Consider the following 15,801-nt stretch of genomic DNA (forward strand, 5'->3'; position numbering starts at 1 on the left):
TCCTTTATTTTTCGCATTACATCAAAGTTAATAGTAACTTTATATAAATTATATTTTACCATGAAAATAAGAATCTAGGGTTTGCTATTTCTAAATCTTAGTTTTCCAGTCTAAGAAGTCTCCAATAAATTGTTTATTAGAGGAACTATCACCGATTTCTGGTATTTGGGCTAACAAAACAGGTTCAGCTTGAGTATGACTTTCATCACGCCTTTGTAAAATCATTAACTCTTTACCAACTGCTCCTTGTTTAAACAGCTTTTGAGGGAATTTAATAATTGCCTGTAGTAGAACTGTATCATCTGCAAATAGTCTTAAAAGATCAGGACCTTGCTCTGTTTCTAGGATGTTTTCGGGAACTAGCAATAAAGCTGTCCCACCAGGAACCAATGTATTCAATGCTTTTTCAATCAATAAATGGTGAACGTATGTTAAATCGTTATCTTGTTTAGTTTTAACGTTATAGCCATCTTCGACCTGTTTAGGATACATTCCAACTGGTAAGTCACCCACTACGATATTAAATTTATTCGTGAAATTAAAATCAACAGCATCGGCTAACTGTAAATTCCAATCATAACCTAAAATTGAATTCATTCCACTTGCCAAGGTAAGCATTGTATCGTCATTATCAATTCCCGTTATTTTAACCTGATCACCATTTTCAACGACTTGCTGAATTGTTGCACTCAAATTACCTGACCCAACTCCCAAATCTAATATTGATAGATTACTCTTATTTTCTATATTATTAAACTGATCTACAAAATATGCTACCCACATTCCTATAGCGTCTGGTGTAATTTGATAATTAGCCTGTAACTGGTCCTCCATCAAAGTTCCCACCAAAACCAATTGTAAAATTTGACGTCTATCTGTAACGTTCATTTTTTCTAATGACAATGAATTTACATTGTTTTCCCAAGCCGTAACCATTTCTTGATCTAACATGTTCAAATCTTCATGATCATGCTCCACAATCATAGAAAACACTTCTATTAAAGCTTCAATAGATGAAATATCCATTTCATCGCTTATTTCATTCCGCGTTAATTGTAGAACATTAACTGCTTGCTCAATTTTTTCAAACATGCTTTCACCTCTAAAAATTTTATATTAAATATAATTTTCAGTTTAGTCATTTTTAAAGCTTTTAGCAAGGGATGTTTTCTGCTTATTCTCTCGTTCAATCAGTAATCGATAATGTTTAATTTCACGTTTTAGTCGTTTATTTTGTTCAATTATTACTGCATATTGTCTACGTTCAATTCGTGAAAAACAATTCAAAGTTGTCATACATACCAAACTAAACAATAAAATTGTTACTGTAATATGTCCTTTTCTACGCAATATAAATCCTCTATTTACATTAATCATTGTTTAAATAAATTATGCGTTTCGCATATAAGCAGTCGTCATTTCTACCGGTATGCTTAAGATGCTCCAATTCCCTGATAATAATATTAAAATAATTAGGTTTATCAGATGTTAATATTTTTTCTACATAAATGCCTTTGCTCAATGGCATAAACCCTTTATTACTACCCGTTAGAACTAACCGTCGATGCCAAATTATCAACCGATAATCTTTATTATTTTTTTTAGAATAAAAATGATAAACTGGTCTCTTTTCAATTTTAGTATTACCCATAACAAATTTTAAATTTAGCTTAGGATGATTTAAATCTAAAATTAATCGGTTGGCTTGATATTTAAAATAGTCTTTTTCTTCTAATATCTTGAAATTAATTAACTGGTGTACATTGACCGTAATCATTTGAGCCACTATCCCCAAAACAAAAAGCGAAGCCAAAACCTCAACCAGTGAAAATGCCTTTCGTTCAACTTGCATAAATCGCCCACTGTTCTCTTACCTCTTGCAATTGTTTTGACAACTTTATCTGTTCCTGAATTAATCTGTTTGTATTTTGATGATGATTAGATATGACCATCTGACAAGTAATTGTTGTTTGACATATAACAACTAAAGCCAACAAAGCATCTAACATCAAATATCCTTTACGGCGTTCTAAGATCAAAATCACCCCACCCCATTGAGAAAACTAATTCTTTAAATTCTTTCTTTTTAAGATTTTTAAGCGTTATGGTTCCAGGTTGGACCCAACCCGAGTGTACTGAAATAGCACCATAATATACAGCCCACCCCTCGGGTAAGTAAACCATAGACTTCATTCTATTTTGTATCATAATTGCTCGATTATCTTTTTGTTCACAACCCTCAATTAAAACCTGAGATGTTTGTGACAAATTACGCGCTCTATCAACTTCAAATTGTAACTCTCGTCTAAAGTTAGCCCAGTTTTGCTTAGTTGGGGTTGAAGGTTTAAAATACGCGAATGTACTTAATATTAAAAACGTCAACATCGCTGCTATAAGAACTTCAATCATTGTAAAACCTGATCTTTTCGATTTCATCATTTCCCGTTTTTGTGGCGTTTTACATTCCCTTCATGGTCAAAATCAAGACCTAATTGTTCCATACGAGCTGATTGTTGATTGCTTAAATAGTTGTCCTTTAACAATTTTTCCTTAGTGACAGGCCTGTCTTCTGGATGCTCTAATAAATATAAATCAGCTTGGCTTTGAATTGTTCTTTCCATCGTTTCTGCCTGACGTCGATTAGCAATATCGCGAACTCTATGAATATTGGGCAAAATCAACATTGTTAATAACCCAATTATAAATAACGCAGTTACCACTTCGATCAATGTAAAACCTTTTCTTTTTTTCACCATCCGTTAAAATCCCCCATATTAGAATAAATCGGTAATAAAAACTTCAAATATAATGCGATAATCAAACATCCAATTATGCCAAAACAAATTGGCTGGATTAACAACAATACTCTTTCCATCAAACGATCTAATTGTTCTTTCTTCAAAAGAGCTAGGCGAATAAAATCGCAGCCAATTGTCGCTTGTGATTTACCAGTCTTAAATAAGCATTCTGCTTCTATTGGTAAAAAAGGCATTTCTTTTAAGGCAGTTACTAAATCTTCACCCTGTAAAAGATGTTTTTGCATCTCCGAACCAAGCATTTCAATAAAAGGAACTGTCCTCACTCTATTAATTCGTGTAATGACTGTTGCTAAGCTAACCCCTGATTTCAATAAAATTCCCATATGAAATAAAAAATAATAAGATATCAACAAATTTAATATCTTATTTAAAAGTGGAATTTTTGAATAAAGATACCAATAATTTAAAATAGTTTTACGAAATACGTTTTTCATCAAAATTATTATTATTATTATTAAAATTAATACCAAGCCCATCCCTAACAATTCAGGAGAATTTAATAATGTATTGCTATTATTAGACCAAATATCATTCGAGAAAAATAATACTAATCCAATACCTAATAAAGTTACTAAAAGCAGCAATATTCCTGGATATAATAACAACATTTTAATTTTTTGTTGATGAATAAAATGAATATATTCTTGTTTACCAATCTCTTGCACTACTACCCTCATATTGCCGTGCAATTGAATAAAGCTTAATTGAAAATTTATTCTAATTGGCATATATGATTTAATCGCCAGTTCAAAACTTGTTCCTTGCCTCATATCCAATAAAACACTTTCTAATATATTTCTATTTTTAGGCTGCAACATTTGAATCGAATTTAATGCGTCTTGTAGTGAATAGCCTGAATTTAGTAAATCTCCTAAAACTTCAAAAAATTGCACTTGATCATGACGCGACCATTGCGAACGTTTAAATCCCATTTTTCTCCATTTCAATCAATAAATCTTGTTGGGTTAAATACTGTAAATCAGCCATTTTTTCAGCATTTACCGTTGTCATTATTTGATAACCAACGCCTGATAAAACATGTTTCAATGCCCACTCATCTACGCCCAACCCCAGCATGCGATACCATACTCCTAAACAAGAATCGGCATGTACAGTGCTCAAAACCAAATGACCGCTCATCCCGGCTTCAACCGCTATTTTTGCAGTTTTAGAGTCTCTAATTTCTCCAATAATTAAAATTTCAGGATGATGTCGTAATGCCAATTTCAATAATTGTTGATAGCTCATATCAGCAAGTGTATTGATTTGAAGTTGTAATATTTCACTATCTTCAATTTCAACTGGATCTTCAATGCTTAGTACCAATCGAGCTGTTTTTAACTGCTGAATAGCATAATAAAGTGTACTTGTTTTACCAACTCCTGTCCTCCCACTTAATAAAATTAAGCCACTCATATTTTTTACTGATTCAATTAACTTATAAATTGGTTCAGGATCTTTAAATTTAATACCTATATTGCAAATTTGATATAAAAATCTAATAACCATTGATTCTTTATTCAAAAAATCACCAACGCTTGAAATTCTACAATTGTAATTAGTTCCCCCTACTTGGTAAGTCATTCTACTTAACTGAGGTCTACGTGTTTCACTAATATCCATCCCACTACAAAACTTAATATAACGAAGCAACCGTAAGCCAATATCAACTTCAACTTGCCGCAATTTTTTTAAACCATTATTAGTAATCATAATAATACGATAATAATTACTGGACGGTAAAATATATAAATCACTCCCCTTTTCTTTAATAACACATTCAACTAATTCATTAAAAATATTTTCAATTGTCATTTTGACCCCCTTACACAGTAAGGAACCAATAAAACATAAAGTGTTTTTTAATTTTTAAAATAAAATAAAAAGCCAAACGCGCTAATGCACATTTGACTTTAAAAAAATTATTATTCAGCTGTAGTAAATACCGCGGAAACATCATCATCAGCTTCTAATTCTTCAACTAGTTTTGCTAATGATTCTGCATTATCTTCTGGAACTTCCATTGGATTATCAGCGATCATTGTTACTTCATCATTAATCAATGTGTAACCTTTTGCTTCTAGTGCATCTCGAACTTCTGGGAAAACCTTTGGATCTGTATAAATTTCAAATTGATCATCATACGTCTTCATATCATCGGCACCAGCTTCTAACATGTCCTCAAACAATTGATCTTCATCAATTTCAGGAGCGTCTTCACCACGGGCAATTTCGATATATCCCTTACGTTCAAACTGAAAAGCAACTGAACCAGAAGTTCCCAATTCTCCACCAGCATGCTTAAAGGCAGAACGAACATTTGAAGCAGTTCGATTAGTGTTATCAGTCAATGTTTCAACCAAAACAGCAATTCCAGCTGGTCCATAACCTTCATATGTTAACTCTTGGTAATTTGCACCACCAGCACCAGAAGCCTTATCAAGGGCACGTTGCACGTTGTCCTTAGGCATGTTAGCTGCTTTTGCTTTTTCCATCACTAACCGTAATCCAGGGTTACCATCTGGATCTACTCCACCCGACTTAGCCGCAGTATATAAGTCACGTGATAACTTTTGGAAAATTTTTCCACGTTTAGCATCTTGGGCGTTCTTACGTCCTTGAATGTTATGCCACTTACTGTGTCCTGACATTTCAAAAACCTCTTTTCAATCTATTTTGACAGTCTACTCATTAATTATATAATAAATCAAATTTACAACAATATCAATATTTGAACCAAATATATTTGATTTAAATATCATTACTCTTTACTAAACTAATTCGGTTATTATTTTTAACTTTAATGATAATAAAAAAATTATCGATGATATGCAAACTTTTGAGCAGCTTTAACGGATTTTTGCCAATTTTCATAATGTTTTTGCATTGTCTGTTTATGCTCTTCATTATAGTCAACCGTTAGCATCTCAGGATTATCGGGTAGTTGATCAATAGATGACCAAAATCCACTTTGTAATCCAGCTAAATACGCAATTCCACGAGCAGTCATTTCAAGTTTTCGTGGTCTCGTGATTTTTATTTGAAGTAAATCAGCCATAAATTCATGCAAATATTCGTTCGCTGCAGCACCACCATCAATAGACAGATGAGTTCGTGTGAGTCCTGTATCAACGGTCATTACATCTAAAACATCTTTAGTTTGATATGCCAAAGATTCAATTGTAGCTCGTACCAAATCTTGATTTCGAGTTGCTCTAGTTAATCCAAAAGCAGCTCCACGAATTTTTTGATCCCAATAAGGTGCACCAAGGCCCGTAAAAGCTGGTACCAGGTAAATATCTTGATAAGGAACTGACTGGCTTGACTGATAAGCATATTCTGCTGACATTGCTGAATTATCAATGATATCCATTCCTTCTTCTAACCACTGAACTGCTGATCCAGCGACGAAAATTGAACCTTCAAGTGCATATGTGATTTTTCCGTTTAAACCATAAGCAATCGTTGTTAGCAAACCATGCTTTGAAACTTTTGGTTGATCTCCAGTGTTCATGACAATAAACGCGCCAGTCCCATATGTACTTTTAATAGAACCAGGCTTAAATGCTTGATGTCCAAACAAGGCAGCTTGCTGATCACCAGCTAATGCTCCAATCTTAATTGGAACACCTTTCAGAATCGTTTCACCAAAATCATCTGATGAATTTTTAACTTTCGGCAATAAGTTTGGGTTAATTCCATAAAGCTCCAATAACTCTGGATCCCATTGCAAAGTATGAATATTAAAAAGCATAGTTCGTGATGCATTGGTATAATCCGTAGCATGGACCTTTCCTCTAGTGAGCTTCCACAACAGCCACGAATCTATTGTCCCAAAACGAAGTCGATTCTCATCCATCAATTGTTTTAATTCTGAATTTTGGTCTAATAACCACATTATTTTAGTTGCTGAAAAATATGAATCAATCCATAGACCCGTTTTATCATATATTTTTTCTTCTAAATGATTTTCTTTGAGTTTATCAGCCATTATATTTGACTGCTTAGATTGCCAAACAATAGCTGGCGCTACTGGTTCACCGGTTTCTCGGTCCCATAAAACTGTTGTTTCGCGTTGATTAGTAATTCCAATTGAATCAATCTCCTGAGCAGGAATATCATATTTTGTTAAAACTTGCTGCATCAACCACTCAGTGTCAATCCAAATTTGATTTGCATCGTGTTCAACCCAGCCTGGCTCCTGAAAAATTTGAGGTAGCTCTTTTTTAACCATCCCTACTGTATTACCATTTTTATCATATAAAATGACGCGAGTACTAGTGGTTCCTTGATCAATTGCCATTACATATTCTTTTGTCATTATTTTTTACCTATTACCCTCAAATAAAAATTAGTTGGTTAAATATTTTTAAATAAAAAGGCGAGGCAAGTTTGCCTCACCTAAATTATTGACTAAGCTAAAACTATCTCAGTCCCCTATAATCGTAATATCAAACGTTTTTTCACATTTTAAGCTAATACGTGCTTTAAAAATAAAGATAACTTTATTTTATGCTTCGGACTTTAGAGTTCCGCCATCCATATAACGATTTTTAGGCATTTCATTAACGATTACTTTAATTGCATCACGTGGTGCGCCGGCATTTTTTTCGACTGCATCTGTAATTTCTGACATCATTGCTTTTAATTGAGCTTCTGAACGTCCTTCTACTAATTCAACATGTACAAATGGCATCTTTTCTCTCCTATTATTAATTATTTAAAACATCTGAAATTTGCTTTTTAGCAGCAATTTTCTCAACCTGAATTTGACGCTGTAAATCCTCATTAATGAAATTATTAGATACATTTACAGTATTCAATACATTGATGAAGGCATCTGGATCAGCTTCTTTAGTTAAATTTTCCATATCTGCTAATTCATAACGCGAAAGGACCATCATCAATGTTTTTGATGGGTGCTTGGTATAGGCACCCACAGAATCAAGAATTGTAATACCACGAACAACATTCGCCTGTAAGTTTTCAATGACTTCATCAGGATGCTTTGTGACAATAAATGCGGTTAATTTTCGGTGTTTAGTATAAATATTATCCATAGCAACAGATGTTGCATAAATTCCAATAATCGTATACATCGCATTTTGCCAGCCAATAAAGAAGCCGGCAATCAAAACTATACCCCCATTAATCATCATACTAACAGATCCAATTGACCGACCCGTTCGTTTTTGAACAATAGCAGCAACAACATCCATTCCACCAGTAGAAAAACCTAATCTAAAAGTAATCCCAATGGCAACCCCTAATAACATTCCACCAAATAACGCAGCTAAGATCGGCTCATTATTTACAATGCTCACTTTTGGCATCCAAACTTGTAGACCAGATGCCAATAAATTGTTCAAGAAACTTAATACTACGAAACGACGACCAGCCCAAAACCAACCTGCAATCGCAATCGGAATATTAAAGACCAAAATCATTGTTCCTACTTCAATATGAATATGAAACAAATAGGTCAAAAATAAATTTAACAGTTGCGCAATTCCATTAAATCCAGCTGAAAAAATATTATTAGGAATAAAGAAGAAATTCATGGATACCGCAACAAGTAATGAACCAAATATAAATCCCCCCACGAGGATACTGTAATTTTTAACTGATGTCCAAACCAAAGCATCTTCCTCCTAAATGTTATTTTCCGCGAGCCTGATCAGATGCTTTCTTTTTAGTCTTACGATTAGCACGTAACTCTTCACGGTCAGAAACTCGTTTCTTAAAGCGAGCATCTTTAGCAATTGCTGCCTTAATTTGATGCTTATATCCTGGTTTAACGTGCTTCTTCTTCTTTTTAACCATCCCCAACATCGTTGGATCAAGCTTTTGGGTAGACTTATGTCGTTGACGACGACGACGACGATCAATTCCGTCCTTCAATTCCCCATGACTAAAGTTTTTAGGTTGGAATTCAATCCCCATTTTTTCAACACTAGCTACTCGGTCTTCTTCATCTGGATTATAAATTGTAATTGCCGTTCCAGTTTGACCATTACGACCAGTTCGTCCAACTCGATGAATAAAGAATTCCAATTCATTTGGAATACCATCATTAATAATCAAGTCAACCCCTGGAATATCAATTCCTCGAGCGGCTAAGTCGGTTGCCACGACATATTGATAATCAAGTCGTTGAATAGCAGTCATCACTCGACGACGTTCTCGTGGTTGAATATCTCCGTGAATTTCAGCAACTTTAAGTCCCTGTTGTCGTAAATACTTAGCCAATTCTTTGGCACGAACCTTAGTATTAGTAAATACTAAGGCCATGTATGGATTACCCATCGTTAACAAACTATAAACGACTTCATCTTTTGTCTTACCCTTAGTTCCAACCAATAGATTTGTAATAGTATTAGCAATTACCGTCTCACTTGGAATTTCTTCAATAATTGGGTTATTTAAATACTTTTTCAAAAATGGTTGTAATTTTTTAGGAATCGTAGCCGAAAATACCATCATTTGTAGATCACTTGGCAACGCTCCAGCAATCGCATCAACATCTGGTAAGAAACCACCATCCAATGTCATATCAGCTTCATCAATAACTAAAGTTGATGCTTTATGTATATCTAAAGCTCCATTTTTTGAAAGGTCATGAATTCGACCAGGTGTTCCGATAACAATTTGTGGTTGTTTATTTTCTAGTTGTGCAGTTTGACGGGCTTTATCGGTTCCACCAACGTAGTACCCGATTTGAGGCCGAATTTTTTCATCAAACATATCCGCAATTTGCTTAGCAGCACGATTAATTTGAGCCGCTAATTCTCTTGAAGGTGTAGTGATAATAACTTGTACTGTTGATTCCGTTAAATTCAATTTTTCAAAGATTGGGATCAAGAAAGCATGAGTCTTACCCGATCCAGTTTGTGACTGTCCCACAACTGAACGACCTTGTAGAATCACTGGAATCATTTTCTCTTGAACCGGTGTTGGCTCTTTAAAGTTGATTGCACCTAGAGCTTGATATATTTCTGATTTTAAATTATAATCCGTAAATTTTGCCATTAATTTCTCCTGTTTTATTCGTTAATGGTTGTTTATAATACAGCATTAACTTCATCAATAATTGTGTTTATTTCAGTTTGATCTTGTGCTAAAGCACCCGAAGCAAATGGGTGTCCACCTCCACCGTGACGTGCCGCAACTTTGTTAATGACCACGTCACGAGAGCGCATGCGAACTCGATAAAAACCTTCTTCTTGTTCTTCAAAGATAATCCAAGCTTTCATCGTATTAACTTTTCCTAAGAGTGGCACTACAAAGGCAGTCCCAAAATCTCCCAATTCAAAGCTTTCAACAACATCATGTTTCAAAATAATATAATTTAAACCTAGATCGTTCATTTGCATATTACTTAAAACATAACCAGACATTTTAGCAGCAGCTGGTGAAATAGTATCCATCATTTGATTAATTTTAAACCAATCAAAATCAAATTCCATTAATCCTGCAACAACTTCCATTGTCTTAGCATTTGTAGCATATAAGAATCTTCCAGTATCACCAACAATTCCGTTATACAAATATGAAGCACCACTATTTGATAACGCTAATTCATTTTTAAATTGTTGATAGAAACTAAAAATTATTGCAGAGGTTGAAGAGGCACCTTCAATCACCCAATTATAATCTCCATAAGGTTCTTCGTTTGGATGATGGTCAATTTTTACAATTGTATCCCCTTGTTCCCAACGTTGATCATCCACTCGGGGAGTATTGGCAGTATCTACTACAATAACTAGTGCATCCTCATAGAGTTGGTCCTCAATTTCATCCATAGTTCCCATCCAAAGGGCACTGTGTTGCATTTTACCAACTGTATAAACTTTTTTTTCTGGGAATGAGTTTTGAATTAAATCCGCTAGACCAAATTGTGCACCAAAAGCATCTGGATCGGGTCTTTGATGTCGATGAATGATAATTGTATCATGCTTTTTAATTTGCTCTAAAATAACTGTTTCAGCCGTCATATTTTTATCTCAATTCTTTCAATTATATTTTTAATTATTTTCTAATCACTAACAACAAATTATAGCACAGATAAGCTGGTTAAACCCCATATAAATCCAGCGGAACATCGGTAAAAGTTATTGGTGCCAAATTCGTCATCGTCAATCCTAATAACCGAATTGGTTCTTGAAAACCTCCTAATTCATCCCAAAGTTCCAATGCCAAATCGTAAAATAAATCAGCTTTATTTTCCATAAAGTCTAGATTAGTTCGACGCCGTGTTTCAGTTTTAAATTCTGAATCTCTAACTTTCAATACTAAAGTCTTTCCATGCTTTTTTTCTTGTTGCACGGACGTTTCTAATAAATTAGCTAAATGATGAAATGCCTCGAAAACATCAGCTTCTTCAGATAAAAAGGGACCATAAGTTCTTTCATTTCCAATCGATTTTCGTTCTCTTTTCCACTCCACCTCACGATCATCAACTCCTCGAATTCTTTGATAAAAATCAAAACCTGCACGACCAAAATGATCAATCAAGGTCGCTTGACTTTGCTGATATAAATCATATCCATTATAGATTCCCAAATCGTTCATTTTAGGAATCGTTTTTTTACCAATCCCTCGAATTTCTTGAATCTTAAGATCATTCAAAAATTCTCTAATTTGGCTAGGATCAATATATGTAAATCCGACCGGTTTATTGTGTTCTGAAGCTAACTTAGCCATAAATTTGTTATATGAAACGCCCACCGATGAGGTAAGCTTTAATTCATCAAAAATCGTCTGTTGCAAATGATGCGCCAAATCTAAATCTGAATCAAATGTCGATAAATCATTAGTAACATCCAAATAGGCTTCATCAAACGCTACTGGTTCTATTTTTTCGGTATATCGATGGAAAATTTCATGAACTAATTGAGACGTTTTTCGATATAATTTGAAATTAGGAACTACGAAACGGGCATGAGGTGCCAATTTCAAGGCTTCTACAGCACTCATTGCTGAATGCACCCCTAGTTTACGAGCTTGATAATTAGCAGTTGCAACTACTCCACGTCCTCCCGTTAAACGTGGATCATTGGCCAAAATTATTGCTTCATCTCGATATTCTGGATGGTCTCGCATTTCAATTTGCGCATAAAATGCATCCATATCAATATGTATAATATGACGATCACTATTTAATTTTAATGGAATATCAAATAAATCAGCCATATCATTTACTATCCTAACTTTAGAATGCATTTAAACATTATGTCGATATAAAAAGAGACTTGGATATAAATACACCAAGCCTCCTCACCAGATTAAAAATTAATCTTCTTTTGTTGAAACAGCATCCTCTTTAACAGAACTAGTTTCATCAACAATCTTTGTGTTTTCTGCTACTACTGGAGCATCTGTAGTTTCAACTACTTCAGCTGCATCCTTATTCTCAACGACTGTTCTAATAGCAGACCGTTCAAAAGTTAAGAATACACCATCAGCATCAAGACTAAATGTATCTTTATCAAGTGAATCAATCTTACCATGCAAACCACCAATGGTAACAATTTCAGTACCTGGCTTTATTTCGTTTAACATACTTTGACGCTTTTTTGCAGTTTTTTGTTGTGGGCGAATCATCATGAAATACATCAAGGCGATAAACGCAACAAAAATCAATAAACTTTGTGACATGTGTTAAAATCTCCTTCTCTAAAACAACCGTGCATTTGGCTGATTATAACCATAATCTTCCAAAACTTGCGCTCTGAAATCTAATAATTCATCATGATAGATTGCCTCACGCATCTCTTCCATTAACTTTAACAGATATCTTAAATTGTGAACAGATGCAATATTTTGACCATACAATTCATTGGCCTTAAATAAGTGATGTAAATAAGCTTTAGTAAACGTATTTGAACCATAATCTTCAGTATCTTCATCAATTAAGCTAAAGTCATCTTTATACTTACTATTTGTTATGACAATTCGACCATGCTTTGTCATTAGTGATCCATTTCGAGCAATTCGAGTTGGCAAAACGCAATCAAACATATCAATTCCCCGGATAGCTGAATCAATTAATGAGTCTGGGGCTGCTACTCCCATCAAATAACGAGGCTTATCCGCTGGCATCCAATCCACGGTGAAATCAAGTACACGATTCATTTCTTCCTTAGATTCACCAACAGAAAGCCCCCCTACTGCATAACCAGGTAGGTCTAAATCGATCAAACCATCTGCAGAAAGTTTACGTAAGTCTTTGAATCCCGCTCCCTGAATAATTCCAAACAAAGCTTGATCATTTGGCCGATTATGAGCTTCCTTAGCTCTTTTGGCCCAGCGGGTCGTTCGTTCAACTGAATTTTTAACATAATCATAAGTTTCAAAATATGGTATTGCCTCATCGAGTTGCATCATTACATCAGATCCCAAATTATTTTGAATTGACATAGCTACTTCTGGCGAGAGGAACATCTGTGAGCCATCAACATGGTTCTTAAAATCAACACCTTTTTCAGAAATCTTATTGTTTTTAGACAATGACCAAACTTGGAACCCACCTGAATCAGTTAAAATTGGTCCGTTCCACTGCATAAATTTATGCAACCCACCAGCTTTAGCGATTAACTCATCTCCTGGACGAACCCATAAATGATAAGTATTTGAAAGAATAAATTGAGAATTAATATCCTCTAAATCTCGCGGTGAAACATTTTTAACTGAAGCTTGAGTTCCAACTGGCATAAACATTGGCGTATGTACCACTCCATGCCGTGTATAAATTCTTCCTAAACGTGCACCAGTATGTTTTTCAACATGCAATAATTCATAAACAACTGGCCGCTTGGGATCATTCATTAATTCTTCTTTTAATGGATATTTTTCCATTAAAAATTGATCAAATTCACTATATTGACGCATTTTTTCTCCTTTTAATGATGAATAAACATCGCATCTCCAAATGAAAAGAAACGATATTGTTCTTCAATAGCATGCTGATAAGCATTTAAAATATTTTCTCGTCCCGTAAAAGCCGCCACCAGCATTACCAAAGTTGATTTTGGTAAATGGAAATTAGTGATAAAAGCATCAACCGTTGTCCATTGATAACCCGGCTTGATAAAGATATCAGTCCATCCAGAATCAGCTTTTAGTTCCCCATTGAACTTTGACCCAATGGTCTCCAAAGTCCTAATGGAAGTCGTTCCAGTCGCAATAATCCGACCGCCATTTGCCCTGACATCATTCAAAGTATCAGCTGCAGATTGATTTAATTGGTAAAATTCAGAATGCATCTTATGATCTTCTAAATTATTAGTTTCAACTGGTCGAAAAGTTCCCAATCCAACGTGTAAAGTCAATTCTACTAGTTTAACACCCTTATCTGCAACTTTTTGTAGTAATTCCGGTGTCCAATGCAATCCAGCTGTTGGTGCTGCTGCTGATCCATTTACCTTAGAATAAACTGTTTGATAACGTTCTTGATCTTCCAATTTTTCCTTAATATAAGGTGGCAAAGGCATTTCACCTAAGGATTCCAAAATTTCCAAGAAAATTCCATTATAATGAAATTCGACCATTCGGCCACCGTGCTCTAGCTCTTCAGTTACCGTGGCAGTTAATTCACCATTCCCAAAGGAAATTTCCGCACCAATTGGATATTTACGGGCCGGATTAACCAAAGTCTCCCAGACATCCCCATGATCTTGTCGAAGCATCAATACTTCAACGTGACCACCTGTCTCAGGGCGAATTCCATGAAGTCGTGCAGGCAACACTCGCGAATTATTCATCACAATAGCATCACCTGGCTTTAAATATTCTAAAATATCGTAAAAATGACGATCTTCAAGCATCCCAGTATCTGCATTCAATGCTAATAAACGTGAAGTATCCCTTTTTTCTAATGGAGTTTGTGCAATCAATTCTACTGGTAAATCATAATCAAAATCATCCAAAGTATAATTTGATAAATTCATTTTTTATCTTCTTTCTTTATCATAAGCAATTTGCAGATGATCATAGGCTTTCATAGTCACCATACGACCGCGTGGTGTTCTTTTTAGATAACCGATCTGCAATAAGTATGGTTCATACATTGACTCAATAGTATCAACTTCTTCACCAACATTTGCCGCCAATGTTTTAATCCCTACCGGTCCACCATCATAATTTTCAATCATCGTATTCAGAATTTTTAAATCAACTTGATCTAATCCCGATCGATCAATTTTGAGCAATCCTAAGGCAAAATCCACCAAGGACAAATCAATCGAATCATAATTTTTGACCATAGCAAAGTCTCTAACTCGGCGTAAAAGGCGATTTGCAATTCGTGGTGTCCCATGAGATCTTCGAGCTAACTCTGCTGCCCCAGATTTCTCAATTTCAATCCCGAATACACCAGCTGAGCGCAAAATAATTTCACTAAGCTCTTGTTGATTATAATAATTCATATGTTCAACGATTCCGAAACGATCTCGCAATGGTTGCGAAAGCATTCCACCACGGGTTGTTGCCCCAATCAATGTAAAAGGAGGCAGCGGAAAATGCACAGGTCGTGAATTTTCACCTTCGCCCACAATGATATCAACATAAAAATCTTCCATAGCAGAATATAACATTTCTTCGACCGTTTTAGGTAAACGATGAATTTCATCAATAAACAAAACATCGCCTGGTTGTAATTCATTTAAAACTGCCAGTAAGTCTCCCTGCTTTTCAATAACAGGACCTGTCGTCGTTTTAATATTAACTCCTAGCTCTGTCGCAATTACCAGTGCAAGAGTTGTTTTACCAAGTCCTGGTGGACCATAGAGCAACGTGTGATCTAATGCTTCTTCTCGTTGTTTAGCCGCTTGAATATAAACTTGCAAACGTTCTTTTAATTCTGCTTGCCCGATGTACTGTTTCAACGTATTAGGCCTTAAATTAAGATCACTTTGCTCCTCGTCCGGATTCAGGGACGTTTGATCTAAAATCCCATCACTCATGTTATTACTCCTTCAGGCTT

General features: G+C 34.9%; 17 protein-coding genes. All 17 read right to left on the bottom strand.

Annotation, left to right across the window (positions count from 1 at the left end):
- Positions 1–90: 90 nt before the first annotated feature.
- Positions 91–1,092, bottom strand: a complete 1,002-nt coding sequence (locus tag WKK_RS00690; RefSeq protein ID WP_006845527.1) for a class I SAM-dependent methyltransferase — start codon at positions 1,090–1,092, stop codon at positions 91–93.
- Between the two features lie 277 nt (positions 1,093–1,369).
- The gene (locus tag WKK_RS00695) at positions 1,370–1,852 is read right to left on the bottom strand and encodes a type II secretion system protein (RefSeq protein ID WP_013989130.1); all 483 of its coding nucleotides are present in this window, start codon (positions 1,850–1,852) and stop codon (positions 1,370–1,372) included.
- A gap of 167 nt (positions 1,853–2,019) precedes the next feature.
- The gene (locus WKK_RS00700) at positions 2,020–2,439 is read right to left on the bottom strand and encodes a prepilin-type N-terminal cleavage/methylation domain-containing protein (protein ID WP_148235958.1); all 420 of its coding nucleotides are present in this window, start codon (positions 2,437–2,439) and stop codon (positions 2,020–2,022) included.
- Positions 2,436–2,756, bottom strand: coding sequence for a competence type IV pilus major pilin ComGC (locus tag WKK_RS00705; protein ID WP_013989133.1), 321 nt, complete (start codon positions 2,754–2,756; stop codon positions 2,436–2,438). The genes WKK_RS00700 and WKK_RS00705 overlap by 4 nt, the downstream gene beginning before the upstream one ends.
- Positions 2,750–3,751, bottom strand: a complete 1,002-nt coding sequence (locus WKK_RS00710; RefSeq protein ID WP_006845533.1) for a type II secretion system F family protein — start codon at positions 3,749–3,751, stop codon at positions 2,750–2,752. Before WKK_RS00710 ends, WKK_RS00705 begins: the two co-directional genes overlap by 7 nt.
- Positions 3,741–4,634: a competence type IV pilus ATPase ComGA gene (gene comGA, locus WKK_RS00715; protein WP_013989134.1), complete on the bottom strand. Its 894-nt coding sequence runs from the start codon at positions 4,632–4,634 to the stop codon at positions 3,741–3,743. The genes WKK_RS00710 and comGA overlap by 11 nt, the downstream gene beginning before the upstream one ends.
- 110 nt (positions 4,635–4,744) lie before the next feature.
- Positions 4,745–5,470: a YebC/PmpR family DNA-binding transcriptional regulator gene (locus WKK_RS00720; RefSeq protein WP_013989135.1), complete on the bottom strand. Its 726-nt coding sequence runs from the start codon at positions 5,468–5,470 to the stop codon at positions 4,745–4,747.
- 167 nt (positions 5,471–5,637) lie between these two features.
- Positions 5,638–7,140 (bottom strand): glycerol kinase GlpK, encoded by a 1,503-nt coding sequence (gene glpK, locus WKK_RS00725; RefSeq protein ID WP_013989136.1) that lies wholly within the window; start codon positions 7,138–7,140, stop codon positions 5,638–5,640.
- A 189-nt stretch (positions 7,141–7,329) separates the two neighbouring features.
- Positions 7,330–7,515 (bottom strand): 2-hydroxymuconate tautomerase, encoded by a 186-nt coding sequence (locus WKK_RS00730; protein ID WP_006845537.1) that lies wholly within the window; start codon positions 7,513–7,515, stop codon positions 7,330–7,332.
- Positions 7,516–7,531: 16 nt separating this feature from the next.
- Complete coding sequence (locus WKK_RS00735; protein WP_006845538.1) at positions 7,532–8,458, bottom strand: YitT family protein; 927 nt, start codon at positions 8,456–8,458, stop codon at positions 7,532–7,534.
- 19 nt (positions 8,459–8,477) lie between these two features.
- Positions 8,478–9,848, bottom strand: coding sequence for a DEAD/DEAH box helicase (locus tag WKK_RS00740; protein WP_006845539.1), 1,371 nt, complete (start codon positions 9,846–9,848; stop codon positions 8,478–8,480).
- A gap of 32 nt (positions 9,849–9,880) precedes the next feature.
- Entirely contained in the window at positions 9,881–10,813 is a 933-nt protein-coding gene (locus WKK_RS00745) for a DHH family phosphoesterase (RefSeq protein ID WP_013989137.1), read from the bottom strand.
- A gap of 79 nt (positions 10,814–10,892) precedes the next feature.
- Positions 10,893–12,011: a DNA polymerase IV gene (gene dinB, locus WKK_RS00750; RefSeq protein WP_013989138.1), complete on the bottom strand. Its 1,119-nt coding sequence runs from the start codon at positions 12,009–12,011 to the stop codon at positions 10,893–10,895.
- A 99-nt stretch (positions 12,012–12,110) separates the two neighbouring features.
- On the bottom strand, positions 12,111–12,476 hold the full coding sequence (gene yajC / locus WKK_RS00755) for a preprotein translocase subunit YajC (RefSeq protein WP_006845542.1): 366 nt from the start codon (positions 12,474–12,476) through the stop codon (positions 12,111–12,113).
- Positions 12,477–12,494: 18 nt separating this feature from the next.
- Positions 12,495–13,646: a tRNA guanosine(34) transglycosylase Tgt gene (gene tgt / locus WKK_RS00760; protein ID WP_038241098.1), complete on the bottom strand. Its 1,152-nt coding sequence runs from the start codon at positions 13,644–13,646 to the stop codon at positions 12,495–12,497.
- Positions 13,647–13,720: 74 nt separating this feature from the next.
- Positions 13,721–14,767 (bottom strand): tRNA preQ1(34) S-adenosylmethionine ribosyltransferase-isomerase QueA, encoded by a 1,047-nt coding sequence (gene queA, locus WKK_RS07120; RefSeq protein ID WP_013989139.1) that lies wholly within the window; start codon positions 14,765–14,767, stop codon positions 13,721–13,723.
- A 3-nt stretch (positions 14,768–14,770) separates the two neighbouring features.
- On the bottom strand, positions 14,771–15,781 hold the full coding sequence (gene ruvB, locus WKK_RS07125; RefSeq protein ID WP_006845545.1) for a Holliday junction branch migration DNA helicase RuvB: 1,011 nt from the start codon (positions 15,779–15,781) through the stop codon (positions 14,771–14,773).
- Between the last annotated feature and the right edge of the window lie 20 nt (positions 15,782–15,801).

The sequence above is a fragment of the Weissella koreensis KACC 15510 genome (genome assembly GCF_000219805.1).
Lineage (GTDB): Bacteria > Bacillota > Bacilli > Lactobacillales > Lactobacillaceae > Weissella > Weissella koreensis.

Bases quoted from the DNA above. Each gene is read 5' to 3' on its own strand.
- WKK_RS00690 (WP_006845527.1), bottom strand. From the start codon at position 1,092: ATGTTTGAAAAAATTGAGCAAGCAGTTAATGTTCTACAATTAACGCGG.
- WKK_RS00695 (WP_013989130.1), bottom strand. From the start codon at position 1,852: ATGCAAGTTGAACGAAAGGCATTTTCACTGGTTGAGGTTTTGGCTTCG.
- WKK_RS00700 (WP_148235958.1), bottom strand. From the start codon at position 2,439: ATGATGAAATCGAAAAGATCAGGTTTTACAATGATTGAAGTTCTTATA.
- WKK_RS00705 (WP_013989133.1), bottom strand. From the start codon at position 2,756: ATGGTGAAAAAAAGAAAAGGTTTTACATTGATCGAAGTGGTAACTGCG.
- WKK_RS00710 (WP_006845533.1), bottom strand. From the start codon at position 3,751: ATGGGATTTAAACGTTCGCAATGGTCGCGTCATGATCAAGTGCAATTT.
- comGA (WP_013989134.1), bottom strand. From the start codon at position 4,634: ATGACAATTGAAAATATTTTTAATGAATTAGTTGAATGTGTTATTAAA.
- WKK_RS00720 (WP_013989135.1), bottom strand. From the start codon at position 5,470: ATGTCAGGACACAGTAAGTGGCATAACATTCAAGGACGTAAGAACGCC.
- glpK (WP_013989136.1), bottom strand. From the start codon at position 7,140: ATGACAAAAGAATATGTAATGGCAATTGATCAAGGAACCACTAGTACT.
- WKK_RS00730 (WP_006845537.1), bottom strand. From the start codon at position 7,515: ATGCCATTTGTACATGTTGAATTAGTAGAAGGACGTTCAGAAGCTCAA.
- WKK_RS00740 (WP_006845539.1), bottom strand. From the start codon at position 9,848: ATGGCAAAATTTACGGATTATAATTTAAAATCAGAAATATATCAAGCT.
- WKK_RS00745 (WP_013989137.1), bottom strand. From the start codon at position 10,813: ATGACGGCTGAAACAGTTATTTTAGAGCAAATTAAAAAGCATGATACA.
- dinB (WP_013989138.1), bottom strand. From the start codon at position 12,011: ATGGCTGATTTATTTGATATTCCATTAAAATTAAATAGTGATCGTCAT.
- yajC (WP_006845542.1), bottom strand. From the start codon at position 12,476: ATGTCACAAAGTTTATTGATTTTTGTTGCGTTTATCGCCTTGATGTAT.
- tgt (WP_038241098.1), bottom strand. From the start codon at position 13,646: ATGAATGATCCCAAGCGGCCAGTTGTTTATGAATTATTGCATGTTGAA.
- queA (WP_013989139.1), bottom strand. From the start codon at position 14,767: ATGAATTTATCAAATTATACTTTGGATGATTTTGATTATGATTTACCA.
- ruvB (WP_006845545.1), bottom strand. From the start codon at position 15,781: ATGAGTGATGGGATTTTAGATCAAACGTCCCTGAATCCGGACGAGGAG.